The sequence below is a fragment of the Mycobacterium gordonae genome, from assembly GCF_002101675.1.
Lineage (GTDB): Bacteria > Actinomycetota > Actinomycetes > Mycobacteriales > Mycobacteriaceae > Mycobacterium > Mycobacterium gordonae.
Window position 1 is genome coordinate 22033 of sequence record NZ_LQOY01000082.1, and the last position, 23012, is coordinate 45044.

24 protein-coding genes are annotated in these 23012 nt (G+C 68.2%); 9 read left to right on the top strand and 15 right to left on the bottom strand.

Translation table 11 applies throughout. The features are described 5' to 3' along the window. Positions 1 to 8: 8 nt before the first annotated feature. Positions 9 to 782, top strand: coding sequence for an alpha/beta fold hydrolase (locus tag AWC08_RS14090; RefSeq protein ID WP_142283570.1), 774 nt, complete (start codon positions 9 to 11; stop codon positions 780 to 782). 214 nt (positions 783 to 996) lie between these two features. After that, complete coding sequence (locus AWC08_RS14095) at positions 997 to 1272, top strand: helix-turn-helix transcriptional regulator (protein WP_142283575.1); 276 nt, start codon at positions 997 to 999, stop codon at positions 1270 to 1272. A 174-nt stretch (positions 1273 to 1446) separates the two neighbouring features. Here AWC08_RS14095 and AWC08_RS14105 read toward each other — a convergent pair whose 3' ends face one another. The 6 genes from AWC08_RS14105 to AWC08_RS14130 form a co-directional block, all read right to left on the bottom strand. Then, on the bottom strand, positions 1447 to 2295 hold the full coding sequence (locus AWC08_RS14105) for a DUF6671 family protein (protein WP_069434251.1): 849 nt from the start codon (positions 2293 to 2295) through the stop codon (positions 1447 to 1449). A gap of 61 nt (positions 2296 to 2356) precedes the next feature. Then, a complete protein-coding gene (locus AWC08_RS14110) occupies positions 2357 to 2968 on the bottom strand; it encodes a carbonic anhydrase (protein ID WP_065132061.1) in 612 nt (203 codons plus the stop codon). A 31-nt stretch (positions 2969 to 2999) separates the two neighbouring features. Continuing rightward, positions 3000 to 3323 carry a P-II family nitrogen regulator gene (locus tag AWC08_RS14115; RefSeq protein ID WP_065132062.1) on the bottom strand — a complete coding sequence of 108 codons (324 nt, stop codon included), beginning with the start codon at positions 3321 to 3323 and terminating at the stop codon, positions 3000 to 3002. Continuing rightward, complete coding sequence (locus AWC08_RS14120) at positions 3314 to 5896, bottom strand: DUF2309 domain-containing protein (RefSeq protein ID WP_069434250.1); 2583 nt, start codon at positions 5894 to 5896, stop codon at positions 3314 to 3316. Before AWC08_RS14120 ends, AWC08_RS14115 begins: the two co-directional genes overlap by 10 nt. Then, on the bottom strand, positions 5893 to 7446 hold the full coding sequence (locus AWC08_RS14125) for a proton-conducting transporter transmembrane domain-containing protein (RefSeq protein WP_069434249.1): 1554 nt from the start codon (positions 7444 to 7446) through the stop codon (positions 5893 to 5895). Before AWC08_RS14125 ends, AWC08_RS14120 begins: the two co-directional genes overlap by 4 nt. 80 nt (positions 7447 to 7526) lie before the next feature. After that, positions 7527 to 8438, bottom strand: coding sequence for an HhH-GPD family protein (locus AWC08_RS14130; protein ID WP_069434248.1), 912 nt, complete (start codon positions 8436 to 8438; stop codon positions 7527 to 7529). On the opposite strand from AWC08_RS14130, the gene AWC08_RS14135 reads away from it, so the two are divergent. Further along, positions 8437 to 9078 (top strand): carbonic anhydrase, encoded by a 642-nt coding sequence (locus AWC08_RS14135; RefSeq protein ID WP_065132066.1) that lies wholly within the window; start codon positions 8437 to 8439, stop codon positions 9076 to 9078. The two genes, AWC08_RS14130 and AWC08_RS14135, sit on opposite strands and share 2 nt — an antisense overlap. A 91-nt stretch (positions 9079 to 9169) precedes the next feature. Then, on the top strand, positions 9170 to 9970 hold the full coding sequence (locus tag AWC08_RS14140) for a hypothetical protein (protein ID WP_142283576.1): 801 nt from the start codon (positions 9170 to 9172) through the stop codon (positions 9968 to 9970). Here the strand turns inward: AWC08_RS14140 and disA are convergent, their stop codons facing one another. The 3 genes from disA to AWC08_RS14155 are packed head-to-tail and all read right to left on the bottom strand — an operon-like array spanning position 9971 to position 13122. Beyond that, positions 9971 to 11047, bottom strand: coding sequence for a DNA integrity scanning diadenylate cyclase DisA (disA, locus tag AWC08_RS14145; protein ID WP_142283571.1), 1077 nt, complete (start codon positions 11045 to 11047; stop codon positions 9971 to 9973). 30 nt (positions 11048 to 11077) lie between these two features. Then, a complete protein-coding gene (gene radA, locus AWC08_RS14150) occupies positions 11078 to 12496 on the bottom strand; it encodes a DNA repair protein RadA (protein ID WP_069434247.1) in 1419 nt (472 codons plus the stop codon). A 56-nt stretch (positions 12497 to 12552) separates the two neighbouring features. Next, entirely contained in the window at positions 12553 to 13122 is a 570-nt protein-coding gene (locus AWC08_RS14155) for a copper chaperone PCu(A)C domain-containing protein (protein WP_142283572.1), read from the bottom strand. A gap of 276 nt (positions 13123 to 13398) precedes the next feature. Here AWC08_RS14155 and carD point away from each other — a divergent pair, with 276 nt between their 5' ends. Genes carD through rlmB form a run of 5 tightly spaced genes read left to right on the top strand, consistent with a single transcriptional unit; the run spans position 13399 to position 17416 of the window. After that, positions 13399 to 13887: an RNA polymerase-binding transcription factor CarD gene (gene carD / locus AWC08_RS14160; RefSeq protein ID WP_065132069.1), complete on the top strand. Its 489-nt coding sequence runs from the start codon at positions 13399 to 13401 to the stop codon at positions 13885 to 13887. Further along, complete coding sequence (gene ispD, locus AWC08_RS14165; protein WP_065132070.1) at positions 13884 to 14555, top strand: 2-C-methyl-D-erythritol 4-phosphate cytidylyltransferase; 672 nt, start codon at positions 13884 to 13886, stop codon at positions 14553 to 14555. Before carD ends, ispD begins: the two co-directional genes overlap by 4 nt. Next, positions 14552 to 15031: a 2-C-methyl-D-erythritol 2,4-cyclodiphosphate synthase gene (ispF, locus tag AWC08_RS14170; RefSeq protein ID WP_142283573.1), complete on the top strand. Its 480-nt coding sequence runs from the start codon at positions 14552 to 14554 to the stop codon at positions 15029 to 15031. Before ispD ends, ispF begins: the two co-directional genes overlap by 4 nt. 48 nt (positions 15032 to 15079) lie before the next feature. Beyond that, positions 15080 to 16486 (top strand): cysteine--tRNA ligase, encoded by a 1407-nt coding sequence (cysS, locus tag AWC08_RS14175; protein ID WP_065132132.1) that lies wholly within the window; start codon positions 15080 to 15082, stop codon positions 16484 to 16486. Then, a complete protein-coding gene (gene rlmB / locus AWC08_RS14180) occupies positions 16487 to 17416 on the top strand; it encodes a 23S rRNA (guanosine(2251)-2'-O)-methyltransferase RlmB (protein WP_085087891.1) in 930 nt (309 codons plus the stop codon). It abuts the gene before it with no gap. A gap of 273 nt (positions 17417 to 17689) precedes the next feature. Here the strand turns inward: rlmB and AWC08_RS14185 are convergent, their stop codons facing one another. From AWC08_RS14185 to AWC08_RS14210, 6 genes are read right to left on the bottom strand one after another with little or no spacing between them, the layout of a single operon-like run. Beyond that, positions 17690 to 18931 carry an SLC13 family permease gene (locus AWC08_RS14185; protein ID WP_069435366.1) on the bottom strand — a complete coding sequence of 414 codons (1242 nt, stop codon included), beginning with the start codon at positions 18929 to 18931 and terminating at the stop codon, positions 17690 to 17692. 3 nt (positions 18932 to 18934) lie between these two features. After that, the gene (locus AWC08_RS14190; RefSeq protein WP_069435367.1) at positions 18935 to 19855 is read right to left on the bottom strand and encodes an MBL fold metallo-hydrolase; all 921 of its coding nucleotides are present in this window, start codon (positions 19853 to 19855) and stop codon (positions 18935 to 18937) included. Next, positions 19855 to 20613 (bottom strand): LamB/YcsF family protein, encoded by a 759-nt coding sequence (locus AWC08_RS14195; protein WP_065132075.1) that lies wholly within the window; start codon positions 20611 to 20613, stop codon positions 19855 to 19857. The genes AWC08_RS14190 and AWC08_RS14195 overlap by 1 nt, the downstream gene beginning before the upstream one ends. A gap of 26 nt (positions 20614 to 20639) precedes the next feature. Beyond that, the gene (locus tag AWC08_RS14200) at positions 20640 to 21344 is read right to left on the bottom strand and encodes a sensor domain-containing protein (protein ID WP_065132076.1); all 705 of its coding nucleotides are present in this window, start codon (positions 21342 to 21344) and stop codon (positions 20640 to 20642) included. A gap of 56 nt (positions 21345 to 21400) precedes the next feature. Continuing rightward, positions 21401 to 22249 carry a metal ABC transporter permease gene (locus AWC08_RS14205; RefSeq protein ID WP_065132077.1) on the bottom strand — a complete coding sequence of 283 codons (849 nt, stop codon included), beginning with the start codon at positions 22247 to 22249 and terminating at the stop codon, positions 21401 to 21403. Next, positions 22246 to 23010 carry a metal ABC transporter ATP-binding protein gene (locus AWC08_RS14210; RefSeq protein ID WP_069435368.1) on the bottom strand — a complete coding sequence of 255 codons (765 nt, stop codon included), beginning with the start codon at positions 23008 to 23010 and terminating at the stop codon, positions 22246 to 22248. The genes AWC08_RS14205 and AWC08_RS14210 overlap by 4 nt, the downstream gene beginning before the upstream one ends. Between the last annotated feature and the right edge of the window lie 2 nt (positions 23011 to 23012).

Here is a 23012-nt window from a genome sequence, read left to right on the forward strand (position 1 = left end):
AGGCTACCGTGCCGAACATGCCCGACGATCTGCTGACCCATCGCGGCGGGGCGGGCAGGCCGTTGGTTTTGGTGCACGGACTGATGGGACGCGGCACCACCTGGCCGCGGCAGCTGCCGTGGCTCGCCCGGCTGGGCGCGGTCTACACCTACGACGCTCCGTGGCACCGCGGGCGCGACGTAACCGACCCCTATCCGATCAGCACCGAACGCTTCGTCGCCGACTTGGGCGACGCCGTCGGCTCGCTGGACACTCCCGTCGTCCTTATTGGGCATTCGATGGGGGGCTTGCACTCCTGGTGCCTGGCCGCCGAGCGGCCGGAGCTGGTGAGCGCGCTGGTGGTCGAGGACATGGCCCCGGATTTCGTGGGCCGGACGACCGGGCCGTGGGAACCTTGGCTGCACGCCCTGCCCGTCGAATTCGATTCTGCCGAGCGGATATTCGCAGAGTTCGGGCCGGTCGCCGGACAGTACTTCCTGGAGGCGTTCGACCGTACCGACACGGGCTGGCGGTTGCACGGGCACACCGCCAGTTGGATCGAGATCGCCGCCGAGTGGGGAACACGCGACTACTGGGCGCAGTGGCATGCCGTGCGCGCTCCGGCGCTGCTGATCGAGGCCGGCAATACCGTCACGCCGCCCGGGCAGATGCGCCAGATGGCTCAAAGGGATTTACCGACAACGTATTTAGCGGTACCGGAGGCCGGCCACCTGGTGCATGACGACGCGCCCGAGGCATACCGCCGGGCTGTGGAATCGTTCCTGGCTGACACAGACCGGTAAAGCGAACACCGTCTCGCCACCCTCCGATCGGCGGCTGGCCTGCTCTTGTCAGGCGCGGTACCGGCCGGCGCGGGTGGTGCTACCGGAACGGGTTGGTTCCGGCGCGCGGCGCGCGGGTGAATTGGCGAAGCCGTTTACGCGAATCGGGCATGGGTATCATCAAGCGGTGGCTGTTGCGGGGAAACGCAGGGGGATAGCGCCGCCTGCGCTGGAAATGCAGGACCGGAGCTGGACGTTCCTGACCAACCACGCGCACGTCCTGCTCTGCCTCTCGACCGGCGAGGAGTTGACGGCGCGCGAATTGGCGCTGCGCGTCGGTATCACGGAGCGCTCGGTGCAGGCCATCTTGACCGACCTGACCGCCGAGGGTTACCTGACCAAGGCCAAGGTCGGCCGCCGCAACGTCTACGAGGTCAATCCCCACGGCAGACTGCGCCACCCACTCGAAGCCAACCACACTGTCGGTGAGTTGGTCGCCGCGCTGTCCTGACCGGCGCTAGGACCGACGGCCACGACCCGCTGCGCGCGGCAACGCCGCGCTTGCGGTCGCGGCTAGGGCCGATGGCCACGACCCGCTGCGCGTGGCAACGCCGCGCTTGCGGTCGCGGCTAGGACCGACGGCCGCGACCCGCTGCGCGTGGCAACGCCGCGCTTGCGATCGCCGTTAGGGATTGCACTGCGGACAGTAGCGGGGCTCGGCCGTCCCCGTGCGGGGCGTCTCGCTGCGATACTCACACGCCGGGCACCCGAGGACGTCAGCCGCGATGAGCGTGGTAGGGGATCCGCACGCTCGGCAGGGTAGCCCCTCGCGCACTGCGACCCTTCCGTATCCAGGCCCTAGACAGCCGGGGCACGGCGTGGCGAGCCGGCCGGCGAGTCGACTCGCCAGGGCCGAGAGCACCTCCCGGCGACTGGGGTTGTAGTGCGCCCGCAGATCGGGCTCCAGCCAGGCGCGGTGGTCGTCGGCAGCCGCCACCGCCGCATCGACGACCTCCACGAGCGCGAACGCGTCCGTGAGTCCTTTGCCGAATACCCGGATGCCTCCCTCAATAGTGGCTTTGACCACAGCGCCTTGCTCGGGAAACCCGAATCGCCGCGCCTCGTCGACGGCTTCGTGCCCGCTCTCGACCAGCTTCGGCAGGCCCGGGGCACGGGGGACGTTGACGCCTTCCAGCACCTGGATGCCGCGGGTGTCGTCGATGAACACCAGAATTTCCTGGTGCACGGCCAGCACGCCGTACCACGCGTCATAGCTGGCTTCGCTGGCCACGCCATAGGGCACCTTGGCCGCACTCATCGCCAGCCGGGCTTTAGCGGTGGCGGCTGCCACCGGCGTCAGCGTCCTGGTGACTTCACCGGCGAAGGTGCCGAATCGGTCGGTGTCGATCCCGGAGGGAACGATCACCTGAGCACCGAACTCCGCGGCGAAAGCAGGTGCCACCTGGCGCTCCTTGCCGTGCATGGTGCCCATGGCGATCACCGTGCCGGCGTAGCCGTCATCGCGTGTGTTCATGCGAGGTTGGCAGCAAGCTGCCGGCCCGGCGGAATCCGCCGGGCCGGGCTGCCCGTACTTCTCACACCACCCGCAGCAATGGTGTCTCACTGTCGGAAACCTGTCCGATGGTCCCGCAGACCTGGACCCGGCCGTCTGAACGGTCGAGTACGGCGCAGACGATCGCGCACCTTCCGCTGTCGACGGCCTTGGCCACCAGCGGCGATTTGTGCAACAGCGACACTCCGACGTGCGCCACGTGAGCTGTCGTCAGGTCATCGGCGGTGTTGATACCGGCGTCTTTGCGAGCCAGAGAGGAAACCGCCTGTTCGACGACGGCGCGGGTGGCGCCGTCGGGGAATTTGGCGGTGTTCCATGCATCAAGGGCCGTCTGCATGGCGCTGGAGTCCGAGTGGCCGAGGATAACGATCAAAGGCGCCTTGAGGGTGCCTACGGCGTACTCGAGGGTGGCCAGGACGCCGGTGTCGATGACGTGTCCCCAGTTGCTGATGTCGACGAGGGAGCCCCAGCTTTGACCGAACACCACCTGACTTGGCACGTCGGAATCTGCGGAGCGGAACACGACGGCGGCGGGCGGCTGTTCGCTGGCAGGGCTGTGTTGCTTGCGTAAGGTGTTGTGGAAGTGCTGATTTCCGGCTTGCAGGCTCTGCCAGGCGGATGAGGGGTTGGACATGATATTTCCTTTCTTGGTGGGTTTCAGCTGATCAGCTGAAGTACTCGGGACGGCTGACGTAGGTCTCGGTCACGAACATGACCCCAGGTGAGCCGTCCAGCAGGCGGCGCATCCCGGCGATCAGCGCCTCGGACTTGCTGTCCGGGACGACGGTGATGAGCAGCTCCAATGCCGCCTGCTGGTTGAAAAGCAGCCGGCCTTGGTGGTAGCCGTGGTGGCCCAGGCCCGAGACGCCGGAGACGCTGGTGAACCCGGTGGCTCCGGCGCTGCGGAACTGCTCGCGGACCGCGGAAGCGTGTTCGCCGGCGACGACCACTTCGATCTTGGTCATCTTGGTCAGTCCGTTCAGCGGCATGGGATTACCTCCTCAGTTGCGGTGTTGATGTCGATGTCGGCGTCCCAGCGCCGCCAGCCGGCGCGGGTCCAGCGCTGCCAGTCGTGTCCGGGGCCTTCCCGGGCCGCCAGCGCAACCCAGTCATTGCCGAACAGGTGCATGAGCACCGGGTTGCGCTCGACGATGCTGTCGATGCGCTCTAGCGGCGCCTCGACGACGGTCAGCAGACGCATCGGCTCGTGCCCGAAGGACTGACCGTCGGTGAGTGACTGCCGGGGCAGGCCCAGCTGCAGGTCGCCACCGTGGCCCGCCAGCACGCCCACGCCGGCGACGACGTTGTGGATCGTCTTGGTGCCCGCTCCGAACAGCTCGGGGGCGACCGTCGAAAAGAAGTACTGGCAGTTGATCCACTGTGCGACCACCATGGGCGCGGTCAGGATGGTTTCCAGTGCGGAGCCGTCCGGGTCCACGTCCGCTTGGTAGGAGTGCAGAAACACCCTGCGCTGCAGGTCGATCCCGCGGGTCACCGTACGAGGCCCGACGATGAAGGCGGCGTTGCCAGCCAGCCCCCACTCGGGAAAGACCTGTGCCCAGTCGGTCGATCGGTTGGCGACGTGGCGCGCTGCCCGCGTCGGGTCCGGACGGGCCGGCCCGCCCGGTAGCACCGCGCAGCGCTCGGCTGCCAACTCGGCTCCGGCCGCGGCGAGATCTGCGGTCAGCCGGGACAGGTCGGCGCGGTGACTAGCTGGGACGAGATGCTCGTCCAGGACGGTCACCCGGTCGGTGGCGGTGTCGTGCAGCGCCGCTACGAACCAGGTGTCGTCCGGAACGTCGATGCCGCGTTCGCTCAACTCTGCTCGGACGTCGGTGTTGTTGAGGATCGCCGCCGCGGTGCGTGCATTGGGACCGCCGGGCTGCCCGCCGCAGGCCCCGCAGTCCAGCGCGGCCTGGTAGGGGTTGTTCTCGGTGGTGCTGCCATGTCCGCACATCACCACCAGCCGGCCAAATTCCTTGGTGAGCCCCATGGTGGTGAGCGCCACCTGTGCGTAGAGACCGCGGTGCGCCAGGTCGACGGTGTCGTTGACCGAAAGCACCGTGGGTACCGGCGGGGCCAGCCGGTCGCGCAAGCGCCGACGCAATGTCCCGGTGGCCGTCGGACTCAGCGTCTTGGCCGCCGCCCAGGGACCGGCGGCCCAGCCGGAGGCCTCGGCCAGGGTGAACGGAGCCAGCAGCGCCTGCTTGGCGGTGTGGAAGGCCGCATCGGCACCGGCCATGATGGCGCTGCCCGCCCGCAACCGGCGAGCCGCGGCGGCGGCTGTGGCGCTTTCGTGCACCTCATGCTCGGGGCGAATCAAGACCGGGCACAGGTCGTTAGGCGCTCCGCCGACCAGGCTGGTGAACCGGATAGCGACCGCGAAAAATCCAGCGAAACCGAGCGTTTCGTACCCGTCCCGGCCCTCGATGTGGCGCCGTAGGCCCTCGGAGCGAGTGTCGATGCAGCACACGAGCTGGGTGTGCGGCCGCTCGCCGGATCGATGGGCGGTGTTGTGCGCCAGCGAATTCAGCAGTGAATCCCGGTAGTGCGCTTCGTAGGCCTGTTGCCATACCACTGACCGCGCGGTGACCGGCAACGCTGCCAGTATCCTTGCGGCAGAGTCCAACTCAGTGTCGCTCACCTGATCGAGTTGCCACTGACCGGCCAATTCCGCGGCCCGCTCCCGTGCCGACGGGATAGGCCGGCGGGTGGTCCGCCCCGGCTCAGGTAGCGGCCCGGAAGCGTGGTGCGACAACAACACTGATTCATAGGAAAGCCGCATCGCCAGGTAGTCGAGCACATCCGCGCCGACGACCCGCTCGGCATACCACCGGATATGGGCGGCCCAGCCCGGAAGCCGGGTCAGATGCGCCTGCAGGTAGGTGATGCGTTCGTCCTCGGTGACGCCCAACCGCTGCAGAGCCTGCAGAGCGGCGTCGTCAGCCCGGTCTGGCACCCTGCGCAGCTCGGCGCGCACCTGGCGGCCCAGCTTGTGGTCGCCGGAAGCCAGGGCGCGCCAGGCGTGGAAGAAGCCGCGCTCTCGTCCGGGCATCGGCCAGCCGGCCGCAGGCGAGCCGAAGAAGGCCGCACACCACTTGGCGGACTGGGCATCCACCTCCTCGGCTACCTGTGGTGCCGCCAGCTCGGCGCGGGTGACGTTGCGGCGCAGCGGCTTTGCCGCGACACGGCCGTGCAGCAGGTCGCCTAGCAGCAGCTCGGCCGGCGTCACCGTCCGAGTTCCGAGCTGGACGGGTTCCCCGTCCAGCAACGCGGGGTAGCGCAGGCGCAGTGTCGATTTGAGGTCGGCATCGGTGATCCGCCCGCGACGGTACAGCTCGCGGTAAGCGGTCTCGTCCAGCAACCCGGCCGAGCCGTAGAGATCACCGGCGCGAAGCACGGCCTGCTCGAAGGGCATCGTCTCGAGTCCGGCCAGTGGGTTGACCGCGATGAAGGTCTCCAGCGGGTAGTGCGTCGGAATAACCCGGGCCGCGAGGTTGACCTCACTGCGTAGCTGTGCTCGCAGCGTATCGGTCGAAATGTGCTCAGAAACGATGGTCATCGGGGCGCTCCTGTCAGTTGTGGAGTCAGGCGGATTGCTGGAACGTTGCCGGCCACAAGGGCTTTGGTGTAAATGACGCGCTGGAGGCGGCCAACCCAGCCGTCGCCGGGAGCCTGGCGCAGCAGCGCCAGCACCCCGAGGACGACGGCCATCACGACGATGCCGAGTGCGGAGGCAGACGGCACGGTGACCGGTGGTATCGAGGGGGCGAGGAACCCGGTCACCGCACCGAGCAACGCCAGGTAGCCGATGGCCGCGCCGAGCAGGGCCACCGCCGCGGCCATGACGGCGCGCGCGTTCGGCGACCGGCCTAGCCAGCCCAGCAGCGCCGCGGCAGCCGTGGCCCAGGCGAAGATCAGCAGCGCTTGGGCCGAGCCGTGCTCGGTGCCGTGCAGCGGCACCACGACGGCGGCCAGGTAGAGGGCGATTGCCGGTAACACCAGCGCGGTGAGCTGCACGGCTACTCGCCGGGCCGGGGTCAGCACCGGAGCAGCTGGCCGAGCGGCCTTTTGGCGTCGTTTGGCTATGGCCGACCCGGACGACAGGAAGAGGGTGGCCTTGTAGAAGCCGTGTCCCACCAGGTGGAATACCGCCGCAGCGGAGAGGCCGAGGCCGCAGGTGACGACCATGAAGCCCATCTGGGCCATCGTCGAGTATGCGAGTGAGCCCTTGATGTCGGCCTTGGTGAGCATGACGATCGCCCCGTAGACCATGCTGAGCAGGCCCGCGGTGAAGGCGATGCCCATCGCGACGGGCGATCCGCTGACTATCGGACTCAGGCGGACGAGCAGCACACCGCCGGCGTTGACGACGCCCGCGTGCAGCAGGGCCGAAACCGGGGTCGGCGCCGCGAGAGTGGCCGGCAACCAGCGGTGGAACGGAATCTGCGCTGACCGGGACAGAGCCGCCGCGACGATCAGCACCGCTATCGCCGCCAGTATTGACGAGTTCCCGATCAGGTCGGCGTTCAGCGCCGACAGACTCCGGTTGCCCCGCAGCAGCGTGATCAACGCGACCGCCGACCACAGGGCAGCGTCGCCGATCAGGAAGGCGGTGACCGTTCGGCGCACCCCGTCGCGGGCAGCCGGCAGCTCCCAGTAGGTCGCAAGCAGCAGGCACAACGCGGCGCCGGCCACGCTCCAGCTCAAGGCCAGGCCGATGAGCGTTCCAGCGGTCATCAGGCCCGCCGAGGCCGAGGTGAGCAGGCCGGTGGCGGCGGTGAACCAGCCGGACCGCCGGTCGCAGGCGAGATAGCGCAGGGCGAACAGCTGCACGACGGCACTGACCCCGTAGACCAGCACCAGCAGCAGGGCGCTGAGCCGGTCGGCTCCCACTTCGGCGATCAGGGTGCCTCGGCCGGTCTGCAGGGTGGCGCGAATGGGCCCGTGCAGCAGCACGTCGACCGTCGTCACGCACGCGGCTAGGAAGCCCGCGCCGGCGGCGGCGGCTCCCAGTCGGCTGACCCACTTTCGTGGGCCGGCTACCAGTGCGACGAGCGAGGCGAGCAGGGGCACGGACAAGGCGGCGAGGAGAACGGCGCTCGAGTACATGCGATGCAAATTACGCGAGATAAAATACGTCTGTCAAGACTCATGAAATATATTTCGTATAACACCTGGTCCGGTGCGGTCTATCCCTCCCCTGCCAGTGCAAACCGCCCGTCCGCTGTCTGGGTGACCAGACCGTCGATCAGCAACGAATACAGTGCGCGGTCGCGTTGGGCGGTGTCGGTCAGCCAGGCCACATCCAGCTGGGCACGGGTGACGGGAGAGTTGTTGTCGCGCAACACATCCAACAGCCGGCCGCGGACCTGCCGGTCGGTGCCCGCGTAGCTCTGGGTGCGCCGCGCCGGGGCGCTGTCGGCGGGAAAACCCGCCTCCCGCCACGCGCAGTGCTGCAGCGGGCACAAGCCGCACTTCGGTGCTCGCGCCGTGCACACCGTCGCACCCAGTTCCATCAACGCCACCGAAAAGGTCGGCGCCACATCGACATTCGGCAGCAGGGCGGCCACGTCGGCGTGATCGCGGGTGGCCGACGGGTTGCCGGCGTCGGCCCGGCCGTGCACGGCGCGGGCCACAACCCGCCGAACATTGGTGTCTACCACCGGAACTCGCTGTCGATACGCGAAGCACGCGACGGCCCGGGCCGTGTAGCTACCGACACCCGGCAACGTCAGCAACGTGTCCACGTCGTCTGGGACGACGTCGGCGTGGTCGTGCGCGATGACGACGGCGCACTCGTGCAGGCGTTTGGCCCGCCGCGGATAGCCCAGCTTGCCCCAGGCCCGCAACACGTCGGCCGCACTGGCCGCCGCCGTCGCCGACGGTGTCGGCCAGCGGAGCACCCAGTCCGTCCAGATCGGCAGCACCCGCGACACCGGCGTCTGCTGCAGCATGAATTCGCTGACCAGGATCTGCCACGCGCTGACCCCGGGCTCGCGCCACGGCAGGTCCCGGCGTGACCGCTCATACCAGGCGACAAGATTGGTGGCCGGTATGTGTACTGGGCCGATCACCGGCACTTCCGGCACAATAGCTGGCATGCCGAATAGCAACCCGATAAGCGCCTGGAAAGCACTCAAAGAGGGTAACGAGCGATTCGTCGCCGGCAAGCCCGCCCACCCCAGTCAGAGCGTCGACCACCGCACCAGCCTGGCCGGCGGTCAGACGCCGACCGCCGTCATCTTCGGGTGTGCGGACAGCCGGGTCGCCGCCGAATTGATCTTCGACCAGGGCCTCGGCGACGTCTTCGTGGTTCGCACCGCGGGTCAGGCCATCGATACGGCCGTGCTGGGCTCGATCGAGTACGCGGTCGCAGTGCTCAACGTCCCGCTGATCGTGGTACTCGGCCACAACAGCTGCGGTGCGGTCAAGGCGACCATCGAAGCGCTCGACGACGGCGCGATCCCGGGCGGTTTCATTCGCGACGTGGTCGAACGCGTCGTCCCGTCGGTCCTTGCGGGGCGCCGAGACGGCCTGAGCCGTGTCGACGAGTTCGAGGAGCGGCATGTCATCGAAACGCTGAAGCAACTTGCCGGCCGGTCGTCGATCATCGCGGACCGCGTGGCCGCAAGCACCCTGGCCCTCGCCGGTGTCACCTATCAGCTCGCTGAGGGCAAGGCGGAGCTGGTCGACCACATCGGCGACATCGGCGAAGAGGCGGCGCACGAACAAGCTGTCTAGCGGCGTCCTAACACGCGGACTGTCCAGCTAACCCCGCGACACGCCGAGTCGGGTCAGACGAGGATGCGTGACCTGGCCCTACCGTGGAAATGTGCTGGATCTGGAACCGCGTGGCCCGCTACCGACCGAGATCTACTGGCGGCGCAGGGGACTAGCCCTGGGTATCGCGGTTGTCGTGGTCGGGATTGTCGTCGCCACCGTCATCGCCCTCGTCAGTAGCAACGCAGGGGCCAAGCCTGCCGATAAGCCCGCCTCGGCGCAGAGTCATCCCGGCTCCAACGCGCCGCAGGCGCCGGTGACGCAGCAACCGGCCGGGCAGACCGAGGCTCCCGCCCCCGGCGGGGCCCCGGGCGTGGTGAACCCGGAGTCGGCCACACCGACCGCAGCGGTCCAGCCGCCACCGGTGCTCAAGGACGGCGACGACTGCCCCGACGCGACGCTGGCGGTCAAGGGATTGACCAACTCGCCCCAGTACTACATCGGTGACCAGCCGAAATTCACCATGGTGGTCACCAACATCGGGCTGGTGTCCTGCAAGCGCGATGTGGGTGCCGCGGTGCTGGCCGCTTACGTGTACTCGCTGGACAACAAGCGGCTGTGGTCCAACCTGGACTGCGCGCCGTCCAACGAGACGCTGGTCAAGACCTTCACCCCCGGCGAGCAGGTCACCACCGCGGTGACCTGGACGGGCATGGGCTCGGCGCCGAAATGCCCGCTGCCCCGGCCGGCGATCGGGCCCGGCACCTACAACCTGGTCGTTCAGCTCGGCAACCTGCGCTCGCAGCCGCTTCCGTTCGTGCTCAACCAGCCGCCGCAGCCGCCGGGACCGGCACCCGCACCTGGTCCGGCGCTCGCGCCGCCGCCGGAGGCCCCGCCCGCGCAGGGCGGCTAGCTAGTGTTCGGTCAGGGTGGATTCGGCCAGCTGAGATAGCCCCTCGCGGACGTGGCGGGCCCACATGGCGCCGATACCGTCCAATGACTGCAGGTCGTTCGCGCTGGCCGCGAGTAGCCCCTGCAAGGTGCCGAACGAGCGAACCAGCAGGTCGACGTGGGCGAATTGCAGTCGCGGGATACCGGCCATGGCGCGGTAGCCACGAGGGCTCAGTGCAGAATCCTGGGCTTCGGCGGTAGTCGGGTATCCGAAGACCTTGGCCAGCGCGGTGAAGTCGAGTAGCTCGGTGTCCGACAGGGAGTCCAGCTCCTCCAGCGTCGCGGCGATCTGCAGCCGGGAGGGCGGCTCCGGATTGGCGTGGTAGTCGCGCACGATCAACTCCCGGGCGACGTCGTTGCCGCCCAGTAGTTCCTCCTGCTGAAGCCGCAGCTGGCGCCCGTCGGTGCCCAGTTCGACCGCGTCGTAGTCGATCGCCAGTCCGATGCGCCGGACCAGCTCAAGGCGCTGTACCACCGTCATCACGTCGCGCAGGGTTACGAAGTCTTCGATCTCGGCCCGTGACAGCTGACGGCTGACCTCGTCGAGCCGGGTCTTGTAGCGCTCCAGGGTGGCGATGGCCTGATTCGCGCGCGACAGGATGGTTGCGGAGTCGGTGAGCACATGGCGCTCACCTCCCACGTAGACGGTCACGATGTTCATCGAGTGGCTGACCGAGATGACCGGATAACCCGTCTGGATCGCCGCGCGCTCGGCCGAGCGGTGCCGGGTGCCCGATTCGTCGGTGGGAATCGACGGGTCCGGCACCAACTGCACGTTGGCCCGCACGATGCGGCTGCCGTCGGTCGACAGCACCACCGCGCCGTCCATCTTCGACAGCTCGCGCAACCGGGTCGGGGCGTAGCGGACGTCGAGCGGAAAGCCGCCGTCGCAGATGGCTTCCACATTCTCGTCATGCCCGAGCACTATCAGGGCGCCGGTGCGGCCACGCAGGATGCGTTCCAGGCCGTCGCGCAGCCCGGTGCCGGGCGCCAGCCGGGCGACGGCCTCACGCAGGGTCGGACGTGTCACAGCGAGCATTCTGCTATGGCCGGCTGGGTAACGGGACCCCTACTGGGCGCTGCCGGGTCGGGGCAACTTCACCTCGGCCGCGGTGTGGTGCTCGGCGATGCGAATCAGATGCTGCAGGGCCTCGACGATAGTGGCCGCGCTAAGGGCCCGCACACCAGCGGGAATGGTCTTGCAGCCGGGCGGGACCAGGGCAATGGTGAAGCCCTGACGGGCGGCTTCGGCCAGCCGCCGGTCCATCCCGTGCACCCGGCGCAGATCGCCCGCCAGGCCCACTTCGCCGATCGTCACCGCGGTAGTGGGCAGCGGCAAATCGAAGTACGCCGAGGCCAGCGCGGTGGCCACGGCGAGGTCGGAGGAGGGGTCCGTCAGCCGCATGCCGCCCACGGTGGCCAGATAGATGTCGTTGACGGCGAGCCGCAGGCCGGCGTGTTTTTCCAGCACCGCGGTGATCATCGCGGCTCGGGAGTGATCGATGCCGCTCACGGCGCGGCGCGGCGAGCCGCCGTTCGGGGTGGCCAGCAGTGCCTGAACTTCGCCGATCAGCGGCCGCTTGCCGTCCAGGGTCACCGTGATCGCGGTGCCCGGGACCGGATTCGGCCGCTGATCCAGGAATAGGTTGGACGGATCGGCGACCCCTTCGATGCCGCTGTCGTGCAGCAGGAAACATCCCACCTCGTCAGCGGCGCCGAACCGGTTCTTGATGCCCCGGACCATGCGCAACGCGCCGTTGCGATCGCCCTCGAAGTGCAGCACCACGTCGACGAGATGTTCGAGCGAACGCGGGCCGGCGATGGCCCCGTCCTTGGTGACATGGCCGACGAGGATCATCGCGACACCGTTGGCCTTGGCGGCGGCGGTCAGGGCGGCGGTGACGGCGCGCACCTGGGTGACGCCGCCGGCGACGCCGTCGGCCTCGGTGGTGGACATCGTCTGCACCGAGTCGACGATGACCAGCGCCGGGCGCACCGTGTCGATGTGCCCCAGCACCGTGTGCAGGTCGGACTCGGCGGCGAGGTACACCTCGTCGAAGGCGGTACCGCCGCAGCCGATCCGGTCCGCCCGCAGGCGCACCTGTCCGGCGGACTCTTCGCCCGAGATGTATAGCGCGCGGTGACCCCGTTGCGCCCAGCAGTGGGCGACTTCGAGTAGCAGGGTCGACTTGCCGACGCCGGGATCGCCCGCCAGCAGCGTTACGGACCCGGGAACCACGCCGCCGCCGAGCACGCGGTCGAGTTCGTCCACCCCGGTGGATTTGTGCCGGCTTTTATTGGGCTCCACCGCGCTGATCGGCACCGCCGGTGACCCGGACGGCACCGAGCGCTTGCCGTTGCCGACAGCGGCCAGCACGGCCACTTCTTCGACGGTTCCCCAGCTGCCACAGTCCAGGCAGCGCCCGACCCATTTGGCGCTGACGTGGCGGCATTCCGAGCAGCGGTATTGCGATCGCGCGTTGGCCACCCCGTGACGGTAGCGGGAGGCGGTGACAGTTCCGGGGAAGGAACGCCGCAGGGCCGTCAGGGGTGGCTAGAACCCTCGTGTGCTTGAGGCATGCCGGCCGAGATCGGCACCTGCACGCTGGCCTCACCGGCCTTTTCGAACTTGAAGGTGAACTTATAGGTCAGGCCGTTGGTGATCGGCTTGGTCAGGTTGACGGTCGCCTTGGCCGCCCCGTTGCCCTCGGCCGGTCCCGGTGCTACCACCTGACCCTCCGGTGTGCCGATGATCAGCATCTTGCCGGCCGGGAGCTTGGCGTCGCCGGCGACCGTGACGTTGCCGATGTCGCTCGTGATGCCCGTCAGCCGGTCGTTGACGTCCGGTGAGTTGTTGACGGCCACCAGCACCAGATCAACCGTCTTGCCGGGCTGCAGGAAGTCACCCGTCTGCGCGGCCTGGATGCGGATGTCGCGCAGCGCCACGTTGTTGATGGTGACCCGGTTGCCGTTGACGGCGGGCTCCTGGGCGGCGGTCTGGGAAATCTGACCGGTTCCGCAACCACTGAGCGCGACCACGGCCAGCGCCACAGCGGCCAACCAGGCGGTCAGCTTCGCCGTGCGGAACGGCAGGCGGATGTTCGAGTGGTTCACGCAATGCCTCCTGGTCGGCCCCGTCGCAATTCAGGCGCAATTCAACTATGCAGAGTAGTAGCAAGCTACCGCTGACGGTAGCGGCGGGATGCTCGGTGTCGGCCCCGGACGCGCTGCCGGTGCCCGCCGCCGGCTGGTCCCGGCGCCGCCCCACTGCACGTCTGAGCTCGCCTGTCAACCCCTAAATTGTGCGTGCAGTGCCCCTGACCTGCACCGTTGATCTACACGCGGTGAGCCGGCGTGTTAGAATGAACTAACGAAAGGGGCTCGAATCATATGATCTTCAAGGTCGGTGACACCGTTGTCTACCCACACCACGGTGCTGCGTTAGTAGAGGCGATCGAAACTCGGACCATCAAAGGGGAGCAAAAAGAGTATCTCGTCTTGAAAGTTGCGCAGGGTGACCTGACTGTTCGAGTGCCCGCCGATAACGCCGAATACGTCGGTGTTCGTGACGTCGTCGGCCAGGAAGGCCTCGACAAAGTTTTCCAGGTGCTGCGCGCTCCGCACACCGAAGAACCCACCAACTGGTCGCGTCGTTACAAGGCCAACCTGGAGAAGCTCGCTTCCGGCGATGTGAACAAGGTGGCCGAGGTCGTCCGCGACCTGTGGCGTCGTGACCAGGAGCGCGGCCTGTCGGCGGGCGAAAAGCGGATGCTGGCCAAGGCCCGGCAGATTCTGGTCGGCGAGCTGGCGTTGGCGGAGAGCACCGACGAAGCCAAGGCCGACACCATCCTGGACGAGGTCCTGGCCGCCGCGTCCTGAACGGCAACGTAGTAGCGGTCGTACCGGCCGCGGGGTCCGGGCGGCGATTGGCCGCCGGGGTGCCCAAGGCTTTTTATCAGCTCGAAGGGCAGTCCCTTGTTGAGCGTGCCGTAGCGGGTCTACGGGCGTCCGGCGTCGTCGACACCGTTTACGTCGCGGTCCCCCCGGACCGAACCGACGAGGCCAAACTGATCCTGGGACACCTCGCCACCATCGTGGCCGGCGGAGCCAGTCGCACGGAGTCCGTGCGGCTGGCTTTGTCGGCGATGGACGACTCCTTACCCGAGTTCGTATTGGTGCACGACGCCGCCCGGGCACTGACGCCGCCCGCGCTGATCGTGCGCGTGGTGGAGGCGCTGCGGGACGGCCACGGCGCGGTGGTTCCGGGCTTGCCGCTCTCCGACACCGTCAAGGCCGTCGACGCCAACGGGCTGGTCCTCGGCACACCGGAGCGTGGGGGCCTGCGTGCCGTGCAAACGCCGCAGGGTTTTGCCACCAATGTCCTGTTGCGTGCATTCGACCAGGCCGCCGACGGCGATTTCACCGACGATGCATCCCTCGTCGAACACATCGGCGGCCAGGTGCAGGTGGTCGACGGCGATCCACTCGCCTTCAAGATCACCACGCAGCTCGACCTGATGCTGGCCAAAGCTATAGTGCGCCAGTGATGCAGACGCCGCGCGTCGGTATGGGCGTCGACGTGCACCCGATCGAACCCGGGCGACCGTGCTGGCTGGTGGGTCTGCTGTTTCCCAGCGCGGACGGCTGCTCGGGGCACTCCGACGGTGACGTCGCCATTCATGCGCTGTGCGACGCCGTGCTGTCCGCCGCAGGTCTAGGCGACATCGGCGGAGTGTTCGGCGTCGATGACCCCCGCTGGAAAGGCGTCACCGGTGCCGACATGCTGCGCCACACCCTCGAGCTGCTCACCGAAAACGGCTTCATGGTCGGCAACGCGGCCGTGCAGGTGATCGGTAACCGGCCGAAGATCGGCTGGCGCCGATACGAGGCCCAAGCGGTGCTCTCCCGCCTGCTCAATGCGCCGGTGTCGGTGGCCGCCACCACCACCGACGGGCTCGGCCTCACCGGGCGCGGAGAAGGCCTGGCAGCGATTGCGACGGCGCTGGTCATTCCGCTCCGATGAACACCGGCCACCGGGGGGCTGCGGGTGCAGGCAGTAAGCTGGCACGTCGTGACCGATCGTGCCCAATTGCGGCTTCATGACACGGCGACGGGGGCCGTGCGTGATTTCGTGCCGCTGCGCTCCGGGCACGTCTCCATCTACCAGTGCGGTGCCACCCCGCAGGGCCTCCCACACATCGGGCATGTCCGCAGCGGCGTTGCCTTCGACATCCTGCGCCGCTGGCTGACGGCCCGCGGGTACGACGTGGCGTTCATTCGCAACGTCACCGACATCGACGACAAAATCCTGAACAAGGCCGCCGCGGCCGGACGCCCCTGGTGGGAATGGGCCGCCACCCACGAGCGGGCATTCACTGCGGCTTATGACGCACTCGACGTCCTGCCGCCGTCGGCGGAGCCGCGTGCGACCGGGCACATCACCCAGATGGTCGAATTAATGGAACGGCTGATCGAAACCGGCCACGCCTACCCCGCGGCCGGTGACGTCTACTTCAACGTGCTCAGCTACCCGGACTACGGCCAGCTGTCCGGGCACCGGATCGACGATGTCCATCAGGGCGAGGGAGTGGCCACCGGCAAGCGCGACCAGCGTGACTTCACCCTGTGGAAGGGTGAGAAACCCGGGGAACCGTCCTGGCCGTCGCCCTGGGGACGGGGACGTCCGGGCTGGCACATTGAGTGCTCGGCGATGGCCCGCACCTATCTAGGGCCCGAATTCGATATCCATTGCGGCGGCATGGATCTGATCTTCCCGCACCACGAGAACGAGATCGCCCAGAGCCGCGCGGCCGGGGACGGGTTCGCTCGCTTCTGGCTGCACAACGGCTGGGTGACCATGGGCGGCGAGAAGATGAGCAAGTCGCTGGGCAACGTAGTCGCCATCCCGGCGATGCTGCAGCGCGTCCGGCCGGCCGAGCTTCGTTACTACCTTGGCAGCGCCCATTACCGGTCGATGCTCGAGTACACCGAGGTTGCGCTGCAGGACGCGGTGAAGGCGTATGTGGGAGTGGAGGACTTCCTGCATCGCGTGCGCAGCCGGGTGGGCACGGTCTGCCTCGGTGAGTGGACCCCGCGGTTCGCCGCGGCGCTCGACGACGACCTGGCGGTTCCGACGGCACTGGCCGAGATTCACCAGACACGCGCCGACGGCAACCGTGCCCTTGATGCCGGTGATCACGAGGGCGCTTTGAAGAGCGCATCTGCAATCCGGGCGATGATGGGCATTCTCGGTTGCGACCCGCTCGACGAGCGCTGGGAGACCCGCGACGAGACCTCAGCCGCACTGGCGGCGGTCGACGTGCTGGTCCAAGCCGAACTCGAAAACCGGAAAAAGGCCCGGGAACAACGCAATTGGGCGTTAGCTGACGAGATCCGCGACCGGCTCAAGCAGGCCGGCATCGAGGTTACCGACACCGCCGACGGCCCGCAGTGGACGTTGGGCGGTGACGGCAAATAGATGGCCGGTAACTCGCAGCGCCGGGGTGCGATCCGGAAGGCCGGCTCCAAGAAGGGGCCCACCGTCGGCTCGGGTGGCCAGCGCCGTCGGGGCCTGGAAGGTCGTGGTCCGACGCCGCCGGCGCACATGCGTCCCAACCATCCCGCCGCCAAGCGCGGCAAGCCCCAGCAGCAGCGCCCGAGTAAGCCGGTGGATGAGGCCGAGACGGTGCTCGGCCGCAATCCGGTGGTGGAATGCCTGCGGGCCGGTGTTCCGGCGACCGCGCTCTACGTCGCGCTGGGCGTCGAGGCCGACGAACGGGTGACCGAATCCGTCGCGCGTGCCGCCGACAGGGGGATCGCCATCCTGGAGGTGCCGCGCAGTGATCTGGACCGGATGACGGCCAACCACTTGCATCAGGGCATCGCCCTGCAGGTTCCGCCCTACGACTACGCCCACCCAGACGACCTGGTGGCAAGCGCCCTGGAAGCGCCGCCGGCGCTGTTGGTCGCACTCGACAACATCTCAGACCCCCGCAATCTCGGCGCGATCGTGCGATCAGTGGCGGCGCTGGGCGGGCACGGGGTGGTGATACCGCAACGCCGATCCGCCCCGGTCACCGCCGTCGCGTGGCGCACCAGCGCCGGGGCCGCAGCTCGGATCCCGGTGGCGCGGGCCACGAATCTCACCAGGACCCTCAAGGATTGGGCCGACCGCGGGTTGCGGGTGGTCGGACTTGATGCCGGTGGCGACACGGTATTGGACGATCTGGACGGCAACGACCCGATGGTGGTCGTCGTGGGTTCCGAAGGCAAAGGGTTGTCCCGGCTGGTCCGGCAGAACTGCGATCAGGTGGTCTCCATCCCGATGGCTGGTCAGGCCGAATCGCTGAACGCCGCGGTGGCCGCCGGAGTCGTGCTGGCCGAAATCGCGCGGCAACGCCGAAGCTGAGCCGCCTCCGCCGGGGGCTGCGCGGCCGTACACCGCGGCGGCATTTCTATGAGTGCTCATAGGAATCGTGTCGACATAGTGAACTCCTGGGCAGCCTTGCCAACGATCTAGGCACCGCTGCGGCGGCGGCCGAGGAGGCCGGATCCGGGGTGACGGCGGTCAGCAACGCCACCTCGATTTCGGCAGCCGCGGAAGGGGCCGTCGGCGGCAACATGCCGGTGGCGCCGCATACGGGCACCGGCTGACGTTCGTGACGAGGCCGCCGGCGGCGGGTTAGACCCCGAAGACCCGCACGCTCGCCCACAGGGCGAGCACCGCCACCAGCAGCGCGGCGGGCACGGTGCACAGGCCGAGCCGGGTGTATTCGGCGGCTCCGGCCTGCACTTGGTACTGGTGTAGCACCCGTCGCCACAGCAGGTTGGACAGGGAACCGACATAGGTCAGGTTGGGGCCGATGTTGACCCCGATCAGCACCGCCAGCACGGCCGCGGGTCCGCTGGCCGCCACCAGGGGCACCAGCACCAGTGTCGCGGGCAGGTTGTTGACGAGGTTGGCTAGCGCCGCGGCCAGCACCGCGATGCCCAGCAGCGCGGCCAAGCCGGACCCACGCGGCACCAACGCCGACATCCTGGCGGTCATCCCGTTGAGCATGACGGCCTGCACGACGATGCCCAGCGCGAGCACGAACACCAGAAACGGGATGTTCACCGATGCCACGATCTCGCCCAGCGTGGTGCGCCGGTGCCGCAAGCTGCGCACCGCCAGCACCGAAGCACCAGTCAGCGCCGCCCAGGCGGGAGCGATGCCCAACCACTCGGCCACGGCGAATCCCACGAGCGTCAGCCCGACCACGGTAAGGACGAAAACCGGCGGTCGCGGCGGCTGGGCGGCGTGCTGGGGATCGGGCTGGGTTCGCAGGTCGCGGGCGAAGAACAGGCGAAAGACAAGGTAGACGGTGGCTATTGAGCACAGCCAGGGCAGCGCCATGAGCAGGGTGAACTTCGTGAAAGAAATATTGGCGCCGCGGTAGACGAGTAGGTTGGTCAGATTCGACACCGGGAGCAACAGCGACGCCGTGTTGGCCAGGTGGGCGGTGGCATAGGCGTACGGCGGCACCGGGGTTCGCAACTGGCGCACGGTGGCCAGCACCACCGGGGTCAACAGCACCACGGTGGCGTCCAGGCTGAGCACCGCGGTGATGGTGGCGGAGATGACGAACACCTGGCGCAGCAGCCCGTGAGACCCGGAGCTGGTGCGCGCCATCGCCGCCCCGGCGGCCTCGAAGAGGCCTTCGTCGTCACAGAGTTTGGCCAGCACCAGCACGGCGCCCAAGAACGCGACCACCCGGGCGAGTCCGGACACCTGGGCGCCGGCCTGGTGTGGCGAGATCGCGCCGAGCGCGATCAGCAGGGCCGCCGCCGGCACGGCCGCAGCCGCCTCCGGCCAGCCCCGGGGACGCGCCACCGCGAATCCGAGCACGACCGCCAGCGATGCCAGCGAGAGGACCAGGAGCAACGTCTAAGCCCAGGGGTCTTCGCGCCGAAAGACCGTGGGCATTTGCAGGGCAACTCCGTCCCACGCGGCCAGTTCGTCCAGCGCGCTCATCGACACGTTCAAGTTGTCACCGGCGAAAGGCAACGCCCGCAACGGCTTTGTCAGCGGGCGGAAAAAGTCGTCCCAGTGGATCGGGATGACCCGGCGGGCGCCCACCGCGCGCACCGTCTCATCCCAGTATTCGGCGATGTAGGACTTCGGCTGCAGGCCGAGCTGCCCGACGCTGAGATAGACCGCGTCGGCGCGCTGGCCGTCCAACGCGCCGGTGACGTAGCCGGCGCTGCCCTGAATGAGCAGACGCCGGCCGGACGGACGGTGGTGAATCAGTGCCGACCATGATTCACCGCAGCGGTAGACGGATGCCCTCACCGGTGGTCGCACCGGGGCGGTGATCGCACCAGGAAACCGGTCTGGGGGACAGTGGTGTGACTCGATCAGCGTTACGTCGTAGGCACCCAACGTCATTGGTACACCGGACGCCGCCACGACGATCCGCTCCGCGGGCAGTCCGTGGCCGCGGCCGACGTTGGCGGCGGATTCGCCGCCGACCAGTTGGGCGCCGGTGCGATCGGCCACCAGGGCGGAATCCAGCGCGTGGTCGATGTGAGTGTGCACGGGGATGACCGCTTCGAGCCGAGATACCTTGGCGCGGGCCAGACACCCGTCCACGCGCGCCGCCGACGGAGCCACCTTCCCGGCGGCCACCGCGGCCAGTCCTGGTCTTGAGAAGTAGCCGTCGGTCATCAACGCCGAGGTGCCGTCGTCCACGAGTAGTGTGGCCACTCCCATCCAGGTCACCGCTAGCGGCGAATCCTGTTCTGCCACCGGCACATTGAAGCGATCGGCATACTGGGCGAGGTCGGGGCGCCCGAGTTTGAGTCGCATCAGCAGAACGCCCCGATCTCGACGCCGGCGGTGCGGAGCTGTTCGTGCACGGCCGCCGCGATCTGTACGGCGCCGGGGGAATCGCCATGTACGCAAATGGATTCCGCGGCGACCGGCAGCACCGTTCCGTCGGTCGCGGTCACCTGCCCGGTAGTCACCATGTTCACCACCCGGCGCGCTATCAGCACCGGGTCATCAAGCACCGCACCGGGTTCCCGGCGGGGGACCAGGCGGCCGTCGGGCTGGTAGGCGCGGTCGGCGAACGCCTCGGTGACCGTGCGCAGGCCACGTCGATCGGCTTCTTCGAAGAAGGCCGAACCCGCCATGCCCAGCACGGGCAGTGAAGCGTCCACCGTGGCCACCGCCTCGGCGACGGCCGCCGCCTGATCACGATGGGAGACAATCGAGTTGTAAAGTGCCCCGTGGGGTTTGACGTATCCCACCGCAGAGCCGGCGGCCTGTGCGATGGCCTGCAGGGCGCCGATCTGGAAGACCACGTCGGCCAGCAGATCCTCGGGGGCGACATCGATGAAGCGTCGGCCGAAGCCGGCCAGATCCTGGTAGCTGACCTGTGCGCCGATCCGTACGCCGCGCTGCGCCGCCGATCTACAGACGCGCAGTAGCCCCGCCGGGTCGCCGGCGTGAAAGCCGCACGCGACGTTGGCACTGCTGACGATTCCGAGCATGGCGTCGTCGTCGCCGAGTTGCCAGACCCCGAATCCTTCGCCCAGGTCGGCGTTGAGGTCGATGCGGGCCACCTAGCCAGCTTAGAAGGCCCCGCGACCTACAGCTTGGCGACCTTGGTGGCGATCTGGCTGGCGATGTGGGTCGCGGACGGACCGCTTTCGTCGTAAGCGCACGTGACGATGTCGATGGCCAGGTTGTTGCGAACGGTCAGCGCACGCTGGCACGACCAGCCGTCCCCGCCCTCCTGGACCTGCGAGCTGGTCAGCATGCCGTTGTCGTTGGTCACCTCGCCCACCGACCAGATGGTGGCGGGCTGATTGGGGCTGACGTCGTTGAACCGGCGGTTGGAGCAGGCCTTCCAGCTCTGGACCGAGGAGTTGTAGAAGTTGCTGGCGTCCTGGGCGTTCGGGAAGGCGACCACCGCCTGGATGGCGTAGTGCTTGCGCTTCTTGGAGTCGTCGATGCTGTCATCGAGGCGCTGGCCGCGCATCGACGTCCACCCGGTGCCCGCGTAGACCTTGTCTTGCGCGGCGCCGTCCACGGCCAGGCAGTTCTTGTCGTCGATGTTCTTGCTCCAGTCCCACATCCCCTTGGCCTTGAACCAGACCTTCATCGAGGTGGCGCCCAGTGCGTCGTTGATCTGGCCGGCGTCCAGCATCAGGTCGTCCAGCGCACTCACGGGTATCGGTGTCTGGTTCGCCAGGCCGGCCTTCTCGCCGGCGACAGCGTTCCCGTCGACGACGTTGGTGCAACCGGCCACCAGCAGGCACGCGGCGGCCAGGACGGCACTCTGCAGGCGCACTCGATTCCCCCTCCCCGCGGCCCCCTGACGCGGCGTTCTGCCAGCTTAAATGCTGTTCAGCGCCGTCGCCCGAGTAACCAGCAAATCAGGTAGATCAGGAACGAGATGGTGGCCACGAACACCGAGACGGGGACGCCGGGAGCCAAAGACAACACGATTCCCCCGACCGCGGCGAACTCGGCGAACAGAACCGAGGTGACGATGGCCGCCGCCGGCGCGGTGACCACCCGGGCGGCCGCCGCCGCGGGAGTGATCAGCAACGACATCACCAATAGCGCCCCGACGATCTGGACGGCCTGCGCGGCCACCACCCCTACCAGCGCGGCGAACACGATGCCCAATACGCGCACCGGCACGCCGCGGGCGGCGGCGACGTCCGGGTCGACCGTGGCAAAAAGAAGTGGGCGGTAGCAGACGGCCAGAACGACGATGACCAGCGCGCAGACCACCGCCAGCATGACCAGCCCGGAGTAGCCAACCCCGACGATCTGGCCGGTGAGCAACGCGAAGCTGGTCCCGGTCCGCCCCGGGTAGAGGTGGATGAACAACACCGCCAGGCCCATTCCGAACGCCAGCACCACCCCGATCACCGAATCCCGCTCCCGGGCGCGCTGGCCCAGGATCCCGAACAGGGCCGCCGCCAGCGCACTGCCGACCAGCGCGCCGATCCCCACCTCGAACCCCGTGAGCAGCGCGAAAGCCGCTCCGGTCAAGGACAATTCGGCCGAGCCGTGCACCGCGAAGGACATCTGCCGCATCACGATGAACGGTCCGATAAGCCCGGCCACCAAGCCCAGCAGAGCCGCGGCGATCAGGGCCTGCTGCACGAAGTCATGCCGGAGCAGATGGGCCGTCAGGTCGAAGGCGAACAGGTGCTCCAGCATCTCGGTGAGGCGCTCGTTCATCGCACCTGCCCGTCCGGAGCTCCGACCACGAAGTAGCGGTCCTTCGCCTTGACCACCTCAACGTCGGCCCGGTACAGCTCGGACAGCGTCTGCGCCGTCATCACCTGCTCGACGCCGCCGATGCGGAATCTCCCGTCGACCAGGTACAGCACCCGGTCCACGTACGGCAGGATCGGGTTGAGCTCGTGGGTGACCATGAGGACGGCTGTCCCGGCATCGTGCCGGCGCCGGTTGATCAGCTCCGCGACCAGTTGCGCGTTGGCAGGGTCCAGGGTCAGCAGCGGTTCGTCACACAGCATCAGCGCGGGGTCGCTGACGAGCGCCTGCGCGATCCTTATTCGCTGCAGCTCGCCGCCGGACATCAGCCCCACCCGGACGTCGGCCAGGCGTGCACCGTTGACTTGCTCAAGGGCCGCGCGCACGGTCTCGTGGCGGCGTTCCCGATCGACTCGGCGCAGCGGCCACGCACCCCACCGGTGCCCGTCGACACCCAGGGCCACCAGGTCGCGTCCGCGCAGCATCACCTCCCGGTCGATCGGATGATGTTGCGGCACATACCCGGTCGGGCCGTTCACCCGCGCCGACCCGGCACTGAGCGGCTGTTGTGCAAGAAGCACCTTGAGCAGTGACGTCTTGCCGGTGCCGTTGGGTCCGAGCACCGCAATGAACTCGCCGGCCGCCACCGACAGGTCGAGGTGGTCCCAGAGCACGCGGTCGCCGAAGGCAAGCCGGGCACCGGTCAGCGCAACGACATGGCTCACGG

Coding starts and splice junctions, on each gene's coding strand:
- rlmB (WP_085087891.1), top strand. CDS start 16,487: ATGGCCGGTAACTCGCAGCGCCGGGGTGCGATCCGGAAGGCCGGCTCC.
- AWC08_RS14120 (WP_069434250.1), bottom strand. CDS start 5,896: ATGACCATCGTTTCTGAGCACATTTCGACCGATACGCTGCGAGCACAG.
- AWC08_RS14125 (WP_069434249.1), bottom strand. CDS start 7,446: ATGTACTCGAGCGCCGTTCTCCTCGCCGCCTTGTCCGTGCCCCTGCTC.
- AWC08_RS14205 (WP_065132077.1), bottom strand. CDS start 22,249: ATGAACGAGCGCCTCACCGAGATGCTGGAGCACCTGTTCGCCTTCGAC.
- AWC08_RS14135 (WP_065132066.1), top strand. CDS start 8,437: ATGCCGAATAGCAACCCGATAAGCGCCTGGAAAGCACTCAAAGAGGGT.
- AWC08_RS14105 (WP_069434251.1), bottom strand. CDS start 2,295: ATGAACACACGCGATGACGGCTACGCCGGCACGGTGATCGCCATGGGC.
- disA (WP_142283571.1), bottom strand. CDS start 11,047: ATGCTCGCTGTGACACGTCCGACCCTGCGTGAGGCCGTCGCCCGGCTG.
- AWC08_RS14095 (WP_142283575.1), top strand. CDS start 997: ATGCAGGACCGGAGCTGGACGTTCCTGACCAACCACGCGCACGTCCTG.
- AWC08_RS14130 (WP_069434248.1), bottom strand. CDS start 8,438: ATGCCAGCTATTGTGCCGGAAGTGCCGGTGATCGGCCCAGTACACATA.
- AWC08_RS14110 (WP_065132061.1), bottom strand. CDS start 2,968: ATGTCCAACCCCTCATCCGCCTGGCAGAGCCTGCAAGCCGGAAATCAG.
- carD (WP_065132069.1), top strand. CDS start 13,399: ATGATCTTCAAGGTCGGTGACACCGTTGTCTACCCACACCACGGTGCT.
- AWC08_RS14115 (WP_065132062.1), bottom strand. CDS start 3,323: ATGCCGCTGAACGGACTGACCAAGATGACCAAGATCGAAGTGGTCGTC.
- AWC08_RS14190 (WP_069435367.1), bottom strand. CDS start 19,855: ATGCGACTCAAACTCGGGCGCCCCGACCTCGCCCAGTATGCCGATCGC.